Annotated in this window: 13 protein-coding genes; 2 read left to right on the top strand and 11 right to left on the bottom strand. The window is 51.7% G+C overall.

The window, feature by feature from the left end; genetic code table 11:
* Positions 1–2: 2 nt before the first annotated feature.
* Both bamC and ACT53C_RS00720 read left to right on the top strand, forming a co-directional pair.
* Positions 3–1,259 (top strand): outer membrane protein assembly factor BamC, encoded by a 1,257-nt coding sequence (gene bamC, locus ACT53C_RS00725; RefSeq protein ID WP_476144362.1) that lies wholly within the window; start codon positions 3–5, stop codon positions 1,257–1,259.
* 12 nt (positions 1,260–1,271) lie between these two features.
* Entirely contained in the window at positions 1,272–2,039 is a 768-nt protein-coding gene (locus ACT53C_RS00720) for an MBL fold metallo-hydrolase (RefSeq protein WP_476144360.1), read from the top strand.
* Between the two features lie 42 nt (positions 2,040–2,081).
* Here the strand turns inward: ACT53C_RS00720 and ACT53C_RS00715 are convergent, their stop codons facing one another.
* The 11 genes from ACT53C_RS00715 to yajC form a co-directional block, all read right to left on the bottom strand.
* Positions 2,082–2,414 carry a P-II family nitrogen regulator gene (locus ACT53C_RS00715; RefSeq protein WP_275356279.1) on the bottom strand — a complete coding sequence of 111 codons (333 nt, stop codon included), beginning with the start codon at positions 2,412–2,414 and terminating at the stop codon, positions 2,082–2,084.
* Between the two features lie 45 nt (positions 2,415–2,459).
* Positions 2,460–5,561 (bottom strand): efflux RND transporter permease subunit, encoded by a 3,102-nt coding sequence (locus ACT53C_RS00710; protein ID WP_476144358.1) that lies wholly within the window; start codon positions 5,559–5,561, stop codon positions 2,460–2,462.
* Between the two features lie 3 nt (positions 5,562–5,564).
* Complete coding sequence (locus ACT53C_RS00705; RefSeq protein ID WP_476144356.1) at positions 5,565–6,716, bottom strand: efflux RND transporter periplasmic adaptor subunit; 1,152 nt, start codon at positions 6,714–6,716, stop codon at positions 5,565–5,567.
* Positions 6,717–6,726: 10 nt separating this feature from the next.
* On the bottom strand, positions 6,727–7,971 hold the full coding sequence (locus ACT53C_RS00700; RefSeq protein WP_476144355.1) for a TolC family protein: 1,245 nt from the start codon (positions 7,969–7,971) through the stop codon (positions 6,727–6,729).
* 93 nt (positions 7,972–8,064) lie between these two features.
* A complete protein-coding gene (locus ACT53C_RS00695; protein WP_476144353.1) occupies positions 8,065–8,418 on the bottom strand; it encodes a hypothetical protein in 354 nt (117 codons plus the stop codon).
* Between the two features lie 219 nt (positions 8,419–8,637).
* Positions 8,638–10,893, bottom strand: a complete 2,256-nt coding sequence (gene clpA / locus ACT53C_RS00690) for an ATP-dependent Clp protease ATP-binding subunit ClpA (RefSeq protein WP_194748618.1) — start codon at positions 10,891–10,893, stop codon at positions 8,638–8,640.
* A gap of 274 nt (positions 10,894–11,167) precedes the next feature.
* Positions 11,168–11,479: an ATP-dependent Clp protease adapter ClpS gene (gene clpS / locus ACT53C_RS00685; protein WP_194748617.1), complete on the bottom strand. Its 312-nt coding sequence runs from the start codon at positions 11,477–11,479 to the stop codon at positions 11,168–11,170.
* 81 nt (positions 11,480–11,560) lie between these two features.
* Positions 11,561–12,832, bottom strand: coding sequence for an HlyC/CorC family transporter (locus ACT53C_RS00680; protein WP_313985737.1), 1,272 nt, complete (start codon positions 12,830–12,832; stop codon positions 11,561–11,563).
* A gap of 81 nt (positions 12,833–12,913) precedes the next feature.
* Positions 12,914–13,858 (bottom strand): protein translocase subunit SecF, encoded by a 945-nt coding sequence (gene secF / locus ACT53C_RS00675; protein WP_194748615.1) that lies wholly within the window; start codon positions 13,856–13,858, stop codon positions 12,914–12,916.
* A 44-nt stretch (positions 13,859–13,902) separates the two neighbouring features.
* Entirely contained in the window at positions 13,903–15,732 is a 1,830-nt protein-coding gene (gene secD / locus ACT53C_RS00670; protein WP_194748614.1) for a protein translocase subunit SecD, read from the bottom strand.
* Between the two features lie 60 nt (positions 15,733–15,792).
* Complete coding sequence (gene yajC / locus ACT53C_RS00665) at positions 15,793–16,107, bottom strand: preprotein translocase subunit YajC (protein ID WP_476144350.1); 315 nt, start codon at positions 16,105–16,107, stop codon at positions 15,793–15,795.
* Positions 16,108–16,489 lie beyond the last annotated feature (382 nt).

Here is a 16,489-nt window from a genome sequence, read left to right as displayed (position 1 = left end):
ACATGAGTCATGTATGGTTACAACGCGCAGTGCTGTTCAGTCTGGTGACTGTGTTGGCCGCCTGCGATTCTATCCCGTTTATGAACAACAGTTCGGACTACAAGGGGGCCAGTCGTTCCAAGCCACTTGAAGTGCCGCCTGACCTGACGTCGGTCCGCACCAGCAGCACCTACAATGTACCAGGCGCCACCAGCTATTCGGCTTATAGCCAAAACCAGGAAGCGCAAGAGCAGAATGGTCCGCAGCCCGTGCTGGCTGACATGAAAAATGTGCGTATGGTCAAAGCGGGTTCCCAGCGCTGGCTGGTGGTGAATGCGCCACCGGAAAAAATCTGGCCGCTGGTGCGTGATTTCTGGCTTGATCAAGGCTTTGCCGTCCGTGTCGAGAATCCTGAACTTGGGGTGATCGAGACAGAGTGGTTGCAGTCGGATGCCATCAAGCCTAAAGAAGACAACCGTGGGTATGACGAAAAGTTTGATGCCTGGCTGGATAAGCTCTCCGGCTTTGCTGACAGACGTAAGTTCCGTACCCGTTTGGAGCGTGGCGAAAAAGAGGGGACCACTGAAATTTATATGACGCACCGTACCGTTGCCGGTGCGCCAGATGATGGCAAAAACTACGTCACCACTCAGTTAGGGGTGATTGATACCGGTTATCGTCCGAATGCGGCGGATAACAAAAATAATGCAGGGAAAGAGTTTGATGCTGATCTGGATGCGGAGTTGTTGCGCCGGATGATGGTCAAGCTTGGTCTGGATGAGCAGAAAGCCGATCAGGTCATGACGCAGGCGGTTTCGGACAAGCGCGCCGATGTGGTGAAAGAGCCAGACCAGAGCGTGACGCTCAAACTTAATGAGCCGTTTGACCGTGCATGGCGCCGTGTGGGCCTGGCGCTGGACCGTATTGGTTTTGTGACCGAGGATAAAAACCGCTCTGAAGGTATTTTCTATGTGCGTTATGCGGATACGGATGCTGAGGACCCGATCAAGCAGAAAAAAGGCTTGCTGGAGCGCTTGAAATTCTGGAGCAGTGACGATGACGAGAAGAGTAATGCACCGACCGAGGTTAAAGCCGGTGATAAAAGCAAATTCTGGAAAGGCACGTCCGATGGTGACAAGTCGAGCAAGCAATACCATATCCAGGTGCTGGAAAATGCCGATGACACCACCGATGTGTATGTGTTGACGCCTGACAACAAACGCAATACCTCCACTACGGCAAACCGCATTATTTCGCTGTTGTATGATCAATTGAAATAAGCGGGTCCGCGCGTGCGATTTGCATCATTGGGCAGTGGCAGCGCAGGCAATGCCACGCTGGTAGAAGCCGGGGAAACCCGGCTTTTGCTTGACTGCGGTTTTAGTGTCAAGGATACCGTGCAGCGTCTGGCGCGCTTGCAGTTAGCCCCTGAGCAACTGACTGGCATCCTGGTGACGCATGAGCACGACGATCATGCGCGAGGCGCGTTTAAACTGGCTGCACGCTACCAGATCCCAGTCTGGCTCACGCATGGCACCTACCGCATGTGCGAGCGCTATTTGCCTAGCCAGGCGGTGACGGTAAAGCTGATTGATGCTCATACGTCATTTGCCCTGCAAGACATAGAGGTCCATCCCTATCCTGTGCCACATGATGCCCGCGAACCCGCACAATTTGTGTTTACGGATGGCGCGCACAAGCTGGGGGTGCTTACAGATGTTGGCAGTGTGACCCCGCATATCGTGGCCATGCTACAGGCGTGTGATGGCTTGCTGCTTGAGTGCAATCATGATCTGGAGATGTTGCGCACCGGGCCTTATGCACACTCGCTGAAAAAGCGGGTAGGTGGCTGGTTGGGGCATCTGGACAATCAATCCAGTGCCCAACTACTGAGTCAGCTGGACAACCGCCGCCTCAAGCATCTGGTTGCTGCGCATTTAAGCGAGAAAAATAATACGCCTGCCTTGGCCAGGCAGGCGTTGAGTGAAGTCTTGCATTGTGCCAGTGACTGGATAGGCATTGCCCATCAGGCTGAGGGACTGGACTGGCGCGACTTGTAAGGCGCGCCAGTCCAGTCCGCCTAACTTAGTGCCACACGACCACTAGTCTAGCACCATGATTTGCTCTGAGAGCCTGATCATGCGTTCCACGGGCGTCACCCAGACAATGCCATCTCCCACATTGCCGGTATGGGCCACCTCGACGATGGTTTGCAAGATACCCTCTACCAGGTCATCCGGCACCACCATATACAGATAGACTTTAGGGCTGTAATCGGTGAGCTCCTCACGTACCCCTGCACTTGGTTTTTGCAGGTGTGGACCGCAGCCTTCCATTTTGTGGACGGACATGCCGGGGAAGCCTTTGATATTGCGCAAGGCCGAGCGGATTTTAGGTAATCTCGCTGGTTGTACAACCGCTTTGATTTCTTTCATAAACAGTCACCCTGAATATTTTTACGTCGCTTGTTTCGGCATGGATTATGCCTCTATTTTGCTTTCTTCAAACTTACGGTACAAGGTTGGCACCACAATCAGTGTCAACAAGGTTGAAGTGATCAAGCCACCAATGACCACGATCGCCAATGGCCGCTGTACTTCTGAGCCTGGGCCGGTGGCAAACAGAAACGGCACCAAGCCTAGCATGGCCACCGTGGCCGTCATCATGACTGGTCGGAACCGCTGCGCGCAGCCCTTGCGAATCGCCTCCAGTTGACTCAGGCCTTCATCACGCAAGGTGCGGATATAAGACACCAGCACCACGGCATTGAGCACTGCAATCCCCCACAGGGCAATAAAGCCGACAGAGGCCGGGACTGATAAATATTCGCCGGTGACAAACAAGGCAATCACGCCGCCAATCGAGGCGAATGGCAGCACCAGAATTATCATGGTGGCAAAGCGTATCGACTGGAACAGCAAGAACAGCAAGAAGAAAATCGCCGCAATGGTAACTGGGATAATAATCATCAGGTGACCCATGGCCCGCTCCATGTTCTGGAACTGGCCACCATACTCAAGGTAGTAACCATCGGGCAATTGCAGGCGCTGATCCAGCACTTGTTGCAGCTCCGCCACAAAACCACCCAGGTCACGGTCTTTCACGTTCACCCCGATGACAATACGGCGTTTGGCCAGTTCACGGCTGATCTGCGCCGGGCCATCTTTCACTTCAATATCGGCCACATCGTCCAGCGCCACGCGCGAGCCGTTAGGGGAGGTCAACATAATGTTGCGGATGGCTTCTTCATTATTACGGAAAGATTCTGGATAGCGTACTGCGGCTGAAAATCTGCGTTGTCCCTCAAAAATCTCGGTGGCGATTTTGCCGCCTATGGCTGTTTCAACGATGTCATGCACATCGGCAGTGTTGATGCCATGACGGGCAATCGCCTGACGGTCAATCGTAATATTCAGGTATTGTTGCCCGGAGACTTTTTCTACCTTGATTTCTGTCGCGCCTTTGACTGTGCCGGCAATCTTGGCAATTTCGTCCGCTTTTTGTTTCAGCATATCCAGATCTTCACCGAAGATCTTGACGGCAACATCGGCCCGTACCCCAGTCAGCAACTCATCCACGCGGTCAGAAATAGGCTGCGCCATGATGATTTGCACGCCCGGGATGTACTTCTCAAGCACTTGTCGCATTTTTTCCGCAATATCATCCTGTGTCCAGCCTTCCGGCCATTCATCACGCGGTTTCAGGCTGATAATGGGGGTGGACTCGTTTTGAGCCTGCGCGTCGGCCGGACTTTCACCACGGCCGAGGCCGGAGATGGCAGACTTGACGCCCGGCACTTGCTCCATGATCAGTTTCATCGCCTTGTTTTCCATTTTCATGGATTCTTCGAGCGAAATATTAGGGACACGGTTAATGCCCGGCACAATCGAGCCTTCTTTCATTTCTGGGATAAAAGAAGTCCCCAAAAACGGGAATAGCGCAATGGTGCCAATAAATAAAAGCGCCGAGAAAGTAATGGTTTTTTTCTCGTTATTGAGTACCCAGTTCAGAGCGGATAAATAGGGTTGCTTGATCGTCTGTATCAGCTTGGTATCTTCACCGCTCCCGCCTTTTAACACATAGGAGCACAGCGCTGGCGTCAGGGTCAGCGACAAGATCAGCGACACAAACAGGGCAATGGCAATGGTGTAGGCCAGAGGCGCAAACATTTTGCCTTCCATGCCTTCCAGTGTCATCAATGGCAAGAACACCAGGATAATAATGCCTACGCCAAACAAGACGGGTGTCGCCACTTCCGTGGCAGCTTCCAGTGCCACGCGAATCCGGCTTTCGTCTTTACGGTGCCCCAGGTGGTGAAACGTATTTTCAACCACCACGACTGATCCATCGACCATCAAGCCAATGGCAATCGCCAGACCACCCAGCGACATCAGGTTGGCAGAAATCTCATAATGATTCATCACCATAAAGGTAATCAGCGGCGTCAGCACCAGTGTGCCGACCACAATCAGGCTGGAACGCACATCGCCCAGAAACAGGAACAGAATCACAATCACCAGAATAATGCCTTCAATCAGCACTTTGGTAACAGTATGTAGTGCCGCATCCACCAGTTCGCTACGATCATAATAAGGCACGATCTGCAAGCCATGCGGCAGCATGCCTTTGCTGTTGATTTCTTCTACCCGCGCTTTGATACGGCTGACTACTTCCTTGGCGTTGCCGCCACGCATCATGATGACGATGCCACCCACGGATTCGGTATCACCATTTTTCAGCACTACGCCGACGCGCACTTCATGGCCTATGGTGACTTCTGCGACATCACGGATGTAGACCGGGATGCCATTTTCTTCCTTGAGCACCATGTTGCGGATATCGTCGAGGTTTTGCACCAGGCCCACACCGCGGATCAGGTATTGCTCGGCATAGTGGGGCAGAATGCCGCCGCCACTGTTGGCATTATTACGCGCTAACGCTTCATACACATCTTTGAGCTTGATCGAAAAATGCGTCATGCGGTCAGGATTGACCAAGACCTGATATTGTTTAACGTAACCGCCTTGAGAGTTAATCTCGGCCACGCCGGGGATACCGCGCAGCAATGGGCGCACGACCCAATCCTGGATGGCGCGTCTTTCGGTCAGGTCTTCACGCGTCAGTTCTTTTTTGCCATCACTGGGTTTGTCCAGCGTGAATTGATACACCTCCCCCAAGCCAGTGGAGACCGGCCCAAGAATAGGCGTCACGCCTTGAGGCATACGCTCCATGACTTCCATCAGGCGTTCCATCACCAGTTGTCGGGCGAAATACACATCGGTGCTGTCAGTGAAAACCAGCGTAATCAGCGACAGGGCGTTTTTATTCACCGATCGCATTTCAGTGAGGCCGGGCAGGCCGGTCATGGCGATTTCCAGCGGTACGGTGATAAAACGCTCTACTTCTTCTGGAGATTTTCCGGTGGCTTGTGTCGCAATCATGACCTGGACGTTAGTCACGTCAGGAAATGCGTCGACAGACAGTTTTTTAACGGCAAATAAACCGGCGCCAATCAGGGCGATGGCAAGCACCAACACAATCAGGCGCTGCTTGAGCGCGCTGCGAATTAAAGACTCAATCATGCCTTACTCCATTTCTTTGCGCTTACGCTCGTTATTGACGTGAAAAGCGCCATCCAGCACGATTTGGTCACCAGCTTGCAAGCCCTGTAATACTTCCCGGTAACCCTGGTAGGTTCTACCGAGGGTGACAGGCATCAGTTTGTATTGCGTTGGTTTCATGGTTTGCACAAAAACATGGTCTGCATTGTTTTCACGCACCACAGCCGTCGCGGGTACAGCCACAACTTTTTCCGGTTTGGCCTCGAGCAGGATGGTGATCAGCATGTCTGGCTTTAACAGCATTTTGCTATTATCGATATTGGCACGCGCCATCACGGTCCGCGTGGCCGGGTTAACAATATCGCCCACAAACGCCAGCTTGCCGGTCAATTCGGCATCGTCCAGTGCCGGTACCTCAATATTGATGGTCTGTCCTTCGCTGATATGTGCAATTTGCTGTTCAGGGATCTCGGCGACCGCCCAGACATGCGATAAGTCTGCAATCACAAACAGTTCTTCGGCCGGGGCGACGACTTGCCCCAGTCTGGCATTGCGCGCGATGACCGTGCCGGTGATTTTTGAATTGACCTGGCTGGTAGACATGCCGCTATTGGCCAGACCCAGTTGCGCGATGGCATTAGGCGCCATGCCAAGGACCAGTAACTGGTCGCGGGCAGCATTGACCTCTGCATTGGCGGCATTGAGCTCACCTTCACGGCGCTGCAATTCGGCCGGGCTGATCACGTCGGCTTCAAGCAATTGCTTGGCACGGTCAACGGCCTTTCTATGCAATTGCATCTGCTGGCTGGCTTTAATATAACTTAGTTGATACTGCGCCAGCTCTGTACTTTTGATAGTGGCCAGACGCTGGCCTGCTTTAACTTCGTCGCCCAGATTGACATCGAGTGTACTGATACGACCAGTAATCGACGCGCCTGCACGCGATTCATATTGTTCGTCCACCTGAATACGGCCAGGGATGCGCAAAGTATCGACGAACTGTACTTCGGTGACCGGGCCGGCCTTGACGTTGGCTTGTAATTCTTTGGTCAAGGTGACCAGGCTAGGGTCGACGACTTCTTTTTTTTCTGCAACCGGGGCAGGTTTTTCTGAGCACGCGGTAGACATCACAGCCAGCGCGGCGACCAGTAACGTTGAACATAACACACGAGACATGACCATCCCCTTAAGGTTGTACCAAATCGGAACCGATGAAACGTTCGATTTGCAAGACACTGAAAAAATAATCGAATTTGGCAATCAGGTAGTCCCGTTTGACTTCACGATTGACGCGTTGTGCATCCAGATACTCCAGAATGCCGCGTTCTCCGAATTTATAAGCCGCTTCAGCGCGACTCAAGGTTGCCTGCGACTGTTGCAACAAGCCGTTTTCAAACGCTTTTAGCTGGTTGCTTGCAATCACGGTCCGTTGATAGGCGCTGTCTATCTCCTTACGCAGCAACAGTTGCTGCTGTTTGATATGGGCATTGGCTTCCTCAATCCCCGCCGCTGCTTGCGCAATCTGGCCTTCGCGCCGGTTCCAGACCGGTAAAGGCACCACCACGCCTACTCTCAAGGTATTCAGGTCCGGGTCTTGCGTGAAGTCTGACTTCACGGTCACCCCAGGGAAGCGGAGCGCCTGCTCCAGCTTGAGTTTGGCTTCAGCACTGTCCCTGGCACTCTGCAGCTGTTGCAGGTAAGGATTGTTCTCAGCCGAACGTCTTAATTCGGTGATGTCGGGTAGGCTAGAGATGGTAGGTAACTGCCGCTTGATCTCAAACGCATCAGGCATATTGCCGATCATGCCATGCAACATGGCTTTGGCTTCGTCAATTCTGGTTTGTGCACTGGCATAGTCACGTTCTGTGGCCAGTAACTCAGTATCCGCCTTGATCAATTCGTATCTGGCTGCTTCGCCTATTTCAACCTTGCGTTTGACGCGGCTTTGTACTTGCTGCAGTAATGCCAGGTTTGCGCCCAGCATTTCCATAATCTGCTGGCGAAGCAAAACATTCAAATAGGCCGCTTTAATCTGGTTACGCAAGTCAAAGCTGGTGGTGTGGATGCCTTTTTCGGCGAAATTAAACTGCTGCTCTGCATATTCACGGCGGGAAGCGCGCGTACTCAAAAAATCCAATGGCTGGGAGATTGTAATACCGTAGTTTTGCTGCGAGCGCTGATCTGCATGACGGGCTGTAGATGGACCCGTCATGATCTCTAGATCCGGATTATAGTAAGAACGTGAAACGGTAATCCCGGCAGCGGCAGCGGCCGTTTGCGCTTTGCTTACAGCAATAGAAGGGTTTTCTGCAACGGCTTTGTCCAGCAGCATTTGCAAGTCAAAAGTTTGGCCTTCGGCCAATGCGAGGGCGGGCAGGCTACACAGCCACCCCAGCCAGTATAAGGTTCGCCAACGAATACAAGACAACATAATGATCCTCATGACAGAGTGCTGTTGACAGCGCTCTGTGAATACATATGACACCTGCGTCACATCCTGGGGATGCGCGCAGGCACGACGTCTTTAAACGGATTGCGGAGGCCGGTCTAGCCAGAAGGATAAGAGCAAGTGATAGGAAGAGGATTGATGTTCGGGAGGATGGAACAGGGCTTTATTTAATGGGTAACTGAATCCGGGGAGCAGGATTTTATCAATGTCAATTTCGGCAATCTCGAGCATGTCTACCGAGTTGCTCACCTCTCCAAAGTCCGCAGACAAGGCGTCATCGGATGCGTTAGCCAGGCTCGCGACTGTAGTGACGGCGTTGTCAAGCAAGCCGGTCTCGAGCAGGGTCGTGGTGGCCGCCGGTTCGGCGGCCGTTGTTTGCAGTGCAAACAGCAAACACAACACATGTAGAAAATAAAAAATCTTTTGCATGTACAAAATCAGTTCTGTCAGGCAATTCATTGATAGCAATAACTATACCAGCAATTTGCATATCCCTAACGTATTGATTTTAAGCCTGGCTGAAACAAAACACGGGGGCCAGGCAGCAATCGCATGACTCGTGTCCATGATTTTTTGCACTAAAGCAGTGCAAAAAACACAAAAGCCACTGTTTAGAGTGGCCTTTGTGCGATGAAAGTTCAATCCAAATCAGGCTGAAACAGTTTCCTCTTTAAAATTCAACTGAATCTGGTCATGTTCATCAATATCAATATGGACCTGACCACCATCATTTAGCTTACCAAACAGCAATTCATCAGCCAGCGCTTTGCGGATCGTATCCTGGATGAGACGTGCCATCGGACGCGCACCCATGAGTGGATCGAAGCCTTTTCTGCCCAGATAAGCCTTAAGCTCATCACTGAAGGTGACATCCACTTTTTTCTCATGCAACTGATCTTCAAGCTGCATCAAGAACTTGTCCACCACGCGCAGAATGACTTCCTGGTTCAAGGCGCTGAACGACACGGTCGCATCGAGACGGTTACGGAACTCAGGGCTGAACAAACGCTTGAGGTCAGCAGCTTCATCGGTGCTGTCCTTGCTGTTGGTAAAGCCTATGCTGGCTTTGGACATGCTTTCTGCACCCGCGTTAGTCGTCATGATAATGGTGACATTGCGGAAATCTGCCTTGCGGCCATTGTTATCTGTTAGCGTGCCATGATCCATCACCTGCAACAGAATGTTGAAGATGTCAGGGTGAGCTTTTTCAATTTCATCTAGCAGCAATACGCAGTATGGTTGCTTGGTGACCGCCTCAGTCAACAAACCACCCTGATCAAAGCCGACATAGCCCGGAGGCGCACCAATCAGGCGGGAGACGGCGTGACGCTCCATATACTCGGACATATCAAAGCGCAGCAACTCAATGCCCAGGATGTAAGCCAATTGTTTGGCCACCTCGGTTTTACCGACCCCGGTGGGACCCGCAAACAGGAAGCTGCCAATCGGCTTGTTGCCATTGCCCAAACCGCTGCGAGCCATTTTGACGGCAGAAGACAATACTTCGATTGCCTTGTCCTGACCAAACACCACGGCTTTGAGATCGCGTTCCAGCGTTTTGAGCGCATTGCGGTCATCACTGGAAATATTTTTCGGCGGAATGCGCGCAATCTTGGCAATAATCTCTTCAATCTCTTTATTGCCAATAATTTTTTTCTGCTTGCTCTTTGGCAGAATGCGCTGGGCTGCTCCTGCTTCGTCAATCACGTCAATCGCCTTGTCTGGCAAATGGCGGTCGTTGATGTATTTGGCAGACAATTCAGCGGCCACAGTCAGGGCGCTGGCACTATATTTCACACTATGATGCTCTTCAAAGCGGGTCTTAAGGCCTTTGAGAATTTCAATGGTCTCAGCCACGCTAGGCTCTTGCACGTCGATTTTCTGGAAGCGACGAGACAGGGCGTGGTCTTTCTCGAAGATGCCGCGGTACTCCTGATAAGTGGTCGCACCTATGCACTTGAGGGAACCGTTTGAGAGCGCTGGCTTGAGCAGGTTGCTCGCATCCAGCGTGCCACCACTGGCAGAGCCGGCGCCAATCAGTGTGTGGATTTCATCAATAAACAAAATCGCATCCGGTTTCTCGGACAATTGTTTCATGACGGCCTTCAAGCGTTGCTCGAAATCACCACGGTATTTGGTGCCAGCCAACAGCGCGCCCATGTCGAGCGAGTACACGGTGGCATTTTCCAGCACTTCTGGAATTTCTTTGTTGACGATGCGTGAAGCCAGGCCTTCTGCAATCGCAGTTTTACCTACGCCTGCCTCACCCACCAGCAGCGGGTTGTTTTTGCGGCGACGGCACAATGTCTGGATCACGCGCTCAAGTTCCAGGCCACGCCCAATCAGCGGGTCAATTTTGCCCGCAACAACTTGTGCGTTTAGGTTCAGGGTGAAGTTTTCGAGTGCGCCTGTGCTGACACTTTCACCTTCAGTTTCCTGTTCGCTGCTGCTGGATTTTTGCTCGTTTTCCTGGATTTTGGCCACGCCATGTGAAATGAAGTTGACCACATCCAAGCGAGTCACGCCTTGCTGATGCAGGAAGAACACGGCATGCGAATCTTTTTCGCCATAGATTGCGACCAGCACATTGGCGCCCGTCACTTCTTTTTTGCCGGAGGACTGCACATGCAGCATGGCGCGCTGGATGACGCGTTGAAAGCCAAGCGTCGGCTGCGTGTCAACCTCATCGCTGCCAGCCACTGTCGGCGTGTGTTCTTCAATATATTGGCTGAGTTCGCTACGCAGGGTATCAAATTTGGCACCGCAAGCACGCAGGACTTCAGCGGCTGTCGGGTTATCTAACATAGCCAATAACAGATGCTCAACCGTAATCAATTCGTGACGCTTTTGTCTCGCGTCCATAAAAGCCATGTGCAGGCTAACTTCAAGTTCTTGAGCAATCATGATGACTTTCCTTAATACACTACACTACAAAAAACGCCGGATTCACAACAGCAACCCTTCGCTAACTGGCAAAAACGATTTGTTTTCTTGTTATCGTGCTTTTTTCAAAAAAATTCAATGCCCCAATCGTACTATTTGCTCAAGTTTAAATGAGTCAAACTGAATGAAACCATGTATTCACATGCTACCACCGGTGAAGATGCTTTGAAGCGCAAGAATGTCAGCGTATTTGCCCGATATTCTTGCGATGCTTAACTCCGGCTCCAACCCTGTGTTACGCTGCTTCAATGACGCACTGCAAGGGATGCTGCGCTTCTCTGGCCGACTCCAGCACTTGGTGCATTTTGGTTTCGGCTATGTCTTGTGGGTATACACCGCATACGCCCACACCCTCGGTATGTACTTTGAGCATGATTTGCGTCGCTTGTTCGCGGGTCTTGCTAAAAAAACGCTCAATCACTGCCACCACAAACTCCATCGGGGTGTAGTCATCATTGAGTAACAACACCTTGAACAGTTCGGGAGGTTTGGGTTTGGCAACTTGAGGGGCTACCGCCAAATCACTATCACGCTTGGGTCTTGCCATAGTTTCGTATACCTGTCTTAGGACTTATTTTGCGCCTTGTATTAAAAAATTCAAGTGCTGGATACGGAAGTTAGCCGTGTTTTAAAGATAAATTTTGACGCGCTTGACGATACGGTCCTGCGCTTCCAGGATTTCGAGCCGGTGATCACCGATCTTGAAGCTGGTATTCTGCTCGGGAATATCCTCAAAGTGCTCCAGAATCAGTCCATTCAATGTACGTGGACCATCGGTAGGCAACGAGAGTTTCAATTTGCGGTTGAGATCGCGCAACAGACTGCTGCCATCCACCAGCCAGCTGCCATCTTCATGTTGATGAAACTGGCGTTCATGTTCTGGCGTTTGAGTGGTGAACTCACCGACCACTTCTTCCAGAATGTCCTCCAGTGTCAGCAGGCCTTTGAATTCGCCATATTCATCTACCACGAGCGCAATGCGTTCATGGTGCTTCTGGAACTGCTGTAACTGGGTATACAGCGGCGTGCCAGAAGGGATGTAGTAGGGCAGACTCATCGCTGCCTGCAGCAACGCTTTGGTGGGCGCCTGGCCGGTATGGAAGTCACGCAGGAGCGGCAGTACTTTGCGCACATGTAAAATGCCAACAATGTCTTCATGATCGCCCTGGCGTACTGGCAGCCGCGAGTGGTGGCTACGCACCAGTTGTTCCATGATTTGCTCAATCGGATCATCGAGGTCGATGAATTCCACCATGGTGTGCGCCGTCATTGCATCGTCGACAATAATGTCTTCCAGGTCAAGCAAGTTCAGCAAAATGGTCCGGCTTTGTGACGGGATATATTGCCCGGCATCGCTGACAATGCTACGTAGTTCTTCAGAGGTTACCGCTTGGGCCTGCTCGTCAAAGTTAACGCGTACCCTGAGTATTTTCAGGAAGGCTTTGACAAACAGATTGACAAACCAGACCACGGGCGTGAACAACCATAATAGCGGGTAGAGCAGGTAACTGCTGGCAAAGCCCAGTTTTTCTGCATGGGCAGCGGCAATCACTTTTGGCGAAATCTCACTGAACACCAGAATGGCAAAAGTGATGGCCAGCGAGCCAAACATCAGCACATAGTCGCCCTCACCAAACAGACGCTCCGAAATAATCACTTCCAGCGTCGAGGATCCCACAATACAAAACGTGTTGCCCAGCAGGATGGCACCCAGAGTTTTGTCGGTTTGCGCAATCAAGCGGCTTGCCAGTTTAGCCCCGCGGTGACCTTCTTTGGCCAGATGTCGCATGCGGTAACGGTTCAGCGACATCAAACTGGTTTCGGCAATAGAGAAAAAGGCCGTAAAAGCCAGCAACAGCAGTAGCAGGCAAATCTGCCAGCTTAAGGGGATATTGTCCAAGGGGGCGACGATAAAAACAAGAAGCCACTAGTGTACTCACCAGTGGCTAAAAATCAAGGGAAACCGGGACTAGGTCGCGGCTTAGGGGGCGAGGGCGGCTTCGTCTTCTTTCGGTTTTTTCTCGCTGTCACCAATCAGGTTGGCACGGTTGACGCCCAGCCACATGGCAATCGGGCAGGCAACCAATACTGATGAGTAAATGCCGAACAGAATGCCAATGGTCAAGGCCAGTGAGAAGTTGTGCAAGGTTTCGCCACCAAAAAACAGCATGGAACAGACCATGGTCTGCGTCATGATATGGGTGATGATGGTGCGTGACATGGTGCGCGTAATCGCATTGTCAATCACTTGCACTGCGCTGGCTTTACGCATTTTCTTGAAGTTTTCACGCACACGGTCAAAGACCACCACAGATTCGTTCACCGAATAACCCAGCACGGCAAGAATCGCGGCGAGCACCGTCAGGTTGAATTCCCACTGGAAGAACGCAAAGAAGCCCAAGATAATAATCACGTCGTGCATGTTGGCGATGATGGCAGCTACCGCAAAACGCCATTCAAAACGCAAGGCCAGGTAACCCATGATGCCTGCGCAGACCAGCAGCAAGGCCAGCGCCCCATTTTCATACAACTCTTCACCCACTTGTGAGCCGACAGACTCCACACGACGGATTTCAGCACCTGCATCCGCGCCTTTCAGGGCCGTCGAGATTTTTTCAGAGAGCTGGGCAATCGATAATTCTTTTTTGACGGGCAGGCGGATCAGCACATCCTGGCTAGAACCAAAGTTCTGCACCGTGACATCTTTCAAGCCAACCGCATCCATGACCTGGCGAATTTGCTCGATATTGGCAGCGGCCGGGTAATGTACTTCCATCACGGTCCCGCCGGTAAAGTCCACCCCATAATTGAGGCCGCGGTGAAACAGGAAGAAAATTGCCAGCACAAACGTGATCAGCGAGATTGAAGTGGTCAGACGCCCGTAACTCATGAACGGGATGTCTTTTTTAATTCTGAATAATTCCATAATGTGTTCTCTTAAATGCGTTTCTAGTCGTGGCAGGTCACGGATTAGCCGATCCGCAGGTGCTCAATCTTGCGGCGATAGCCATACAAGAGATTCACCAGTGCACGAGAAACCAGCACGGCACTAAACATAGAGGTCATAATGCCCAGCACGTGAACCACAGCAAAGCCTTTGATCGGGCCGGTCCCGAACATGAACAGTGCCAGACCTGCAATCAAGGTCGTCACGTTGGAGTCCAGAATCGTATCAAACGCGCGATCGTAACCGGCATGGATACTGGCTTGCGGCGTATTGCCGTTACGCAACTCTTCACGGATACGCTCGTTGATCAGTACGTTGGCGTCAATTGCCATCCCCAGGGCCAGTGCAATCGCGGCCAGGCCAGGCAGGGTGAGTGTGGCTTGCAACATGGATAGGATGGCGACCAGCAATAGCAGGTTCACGCCCAAAGCCATCACCGAGACGCCCCCAAACACCATGTAGTACACAATCATCATGACCGCAATCGCGGCAAAGCCCCACAGGGTAGAGTGAACGCCACGTTTGATGTTTTCTTCACCCATGCTTGGGCCGACGGTACGCTCTTCGATGATTTCCATTGGTGCGGCCAATGCCCCGGCACGTAACAGCAATGAAATGTCTGTGGCTTCCTGTGCGTTGGCCATGCCGGAAATCTGTACGCGGCCACCGCCAATTTCTTCATTGATCACCGGCGCTGTAATCACTTCGGTGCTACCTTTTTCAATCAGCAAAATCGCCATGCGTTTGCCAACGTTTTCACGGGTGACATTTTTAAAGATTCCGGCACCACGGCCATCCAGCGTGACATTCACGACTGAAGCGCCATTTTGGCCATTCACACCAGGCCCTGCATCGGTAATCCGGTCACCGGTCAGCACCACATTCTTTTTCACCAGTACGGGGCGACCTTCACGGTCAGTGAACATCTCATCGCCAAACGGCACCTGTCCGCTTTGCGCTTTTTGCAAGGTCGCCATGTCAGACTTCTCTTCGTCTACCATGCGGATTTCCAGGGTCGCGGTCCGGCCCAGGATTTCCTTCGCCTTGGCGGTATCTTGCACACCAGGCAATTGCACCACAATGCGGTCCATGCCTTGCTGTTGCACGATAGGCTCAGCGACGCCCAGCTCGTTAATCCGGTTGTGCAGCGTTTGCAAGTTTTGCTTGAGTGCGAATTCCTGAATGCGTTTTTGCGCCATCACGCTCATGCTGGCTGTCAGGTTGAAGTCCTTGTCGCTGCCCGTAATTTTATAAGTCAGGTCAGAATAGTCCTTTGCAAGCAGGTTGCGTGCTTTGGTGGCTTCTGCTTCGGATTCAAATTTCACTACCACCACTTGGCCCTGGCGCTCAATGCCGAAATAATTGACTTTTTCTTTACGCAAGGCCATGCGGAAATCGCCCATGGTGCTTTCCGCTGCTTTGTCCAGCGCGGCTTTCATGTCTACTTGCAGCAGAAAGTGCACGCCGCCACGCAAGTCCAGACCCAGATACATCGGCTTGGCGCCTATGCTTTGCAGCCAGTTTGGCGTTTGTGGCACCAGATTGAGCGCGACGGTATAGTCTTTGCCCAGGTTGGCGACCAATTTGTCTTTTGCCAGCAGTTGCGTATCGGTATTGGCAAAACGTACCTTCACGCCGCTCGCATCCATAAACACGCCATCAAACGGAATATCCGCGAGCTTGAGCGTATCCTCCACTTTGCGCAGCAAGCCCTCATCCAGCTTGAGCGAAGTTTTGGCCGGACTGATTTGTACCGCAGGTGACTCCCCAAAAAAGTTGGGGATCGTGTACAGCAGCCCAATCACAATCACGGTGCCAATCAGCACGAATTTCCATAACGGATAACGGTTCATAACAAACTCTTGTTCAGAATGAAAGGCAAGCGCTTTGCGCTTGCACTAAATGGATAACAGTTAAATCGATTTTAAAGTGCCAGCAGGCAGCAAGGTCTGCACAGTATGTTTCTGTACATGCACCACGGTATTGGCCGCGATTTCGATGCTGACAAAATTTTCACTGACTTTAGTCACTTTGCCGACAATCCCGCCGTTGGTCGCCACTTCATCGCCTGCTTTCAGTGTTTCGACCATGGATTTATGCTGTTTGGCTTGTTTGACTTGTGGGCGGATCAGCATGAAATAGAACAACACAAAAATGACCACCATAGGCAAAAAGCTCATGAAGTCTGTGGCTGGCGCGCCAGCGGCATAGGCATTGCTGATAAACATAATACTTGTTCCTGAATGAATCTAATAAGTAACTCGCGATTCTAGCACAGGCAAGAGAAGAATAAATGGCGTGGTGTGATTCGAGGATGAAAGGGTGTTATTTGCTGAAATGCGTTTTATGAGCGTTGTCGTTCTGGCGGAGGCCGGAATCTAGACGAGGGTAATGTTAGCTTGGTTATGATTGAAGCATGAGCGTTAGTAAAGGGAGCGACTGTTCGGGTCACGCAGCGGCTCACGCATTTTGTGAGCTGCCAGGTCGAGTTTCGTGACCGCTTGTTTTGGCGAGCAACGTAGGGGATAAGCAGAAGCTAGGGTGTCGTCTTCTTTGCCTTCTTTTTGATGGACAAGCATAAGAAAGAGCAGTCGCCTAAAGGCGAAGTAA

It is taken from the genome of Methylophilus sp. DMC14 (assembly GCF_056314085.1).
This window is presented reverse-complemented; position numbering and strand designations above follow the sequence as displayed.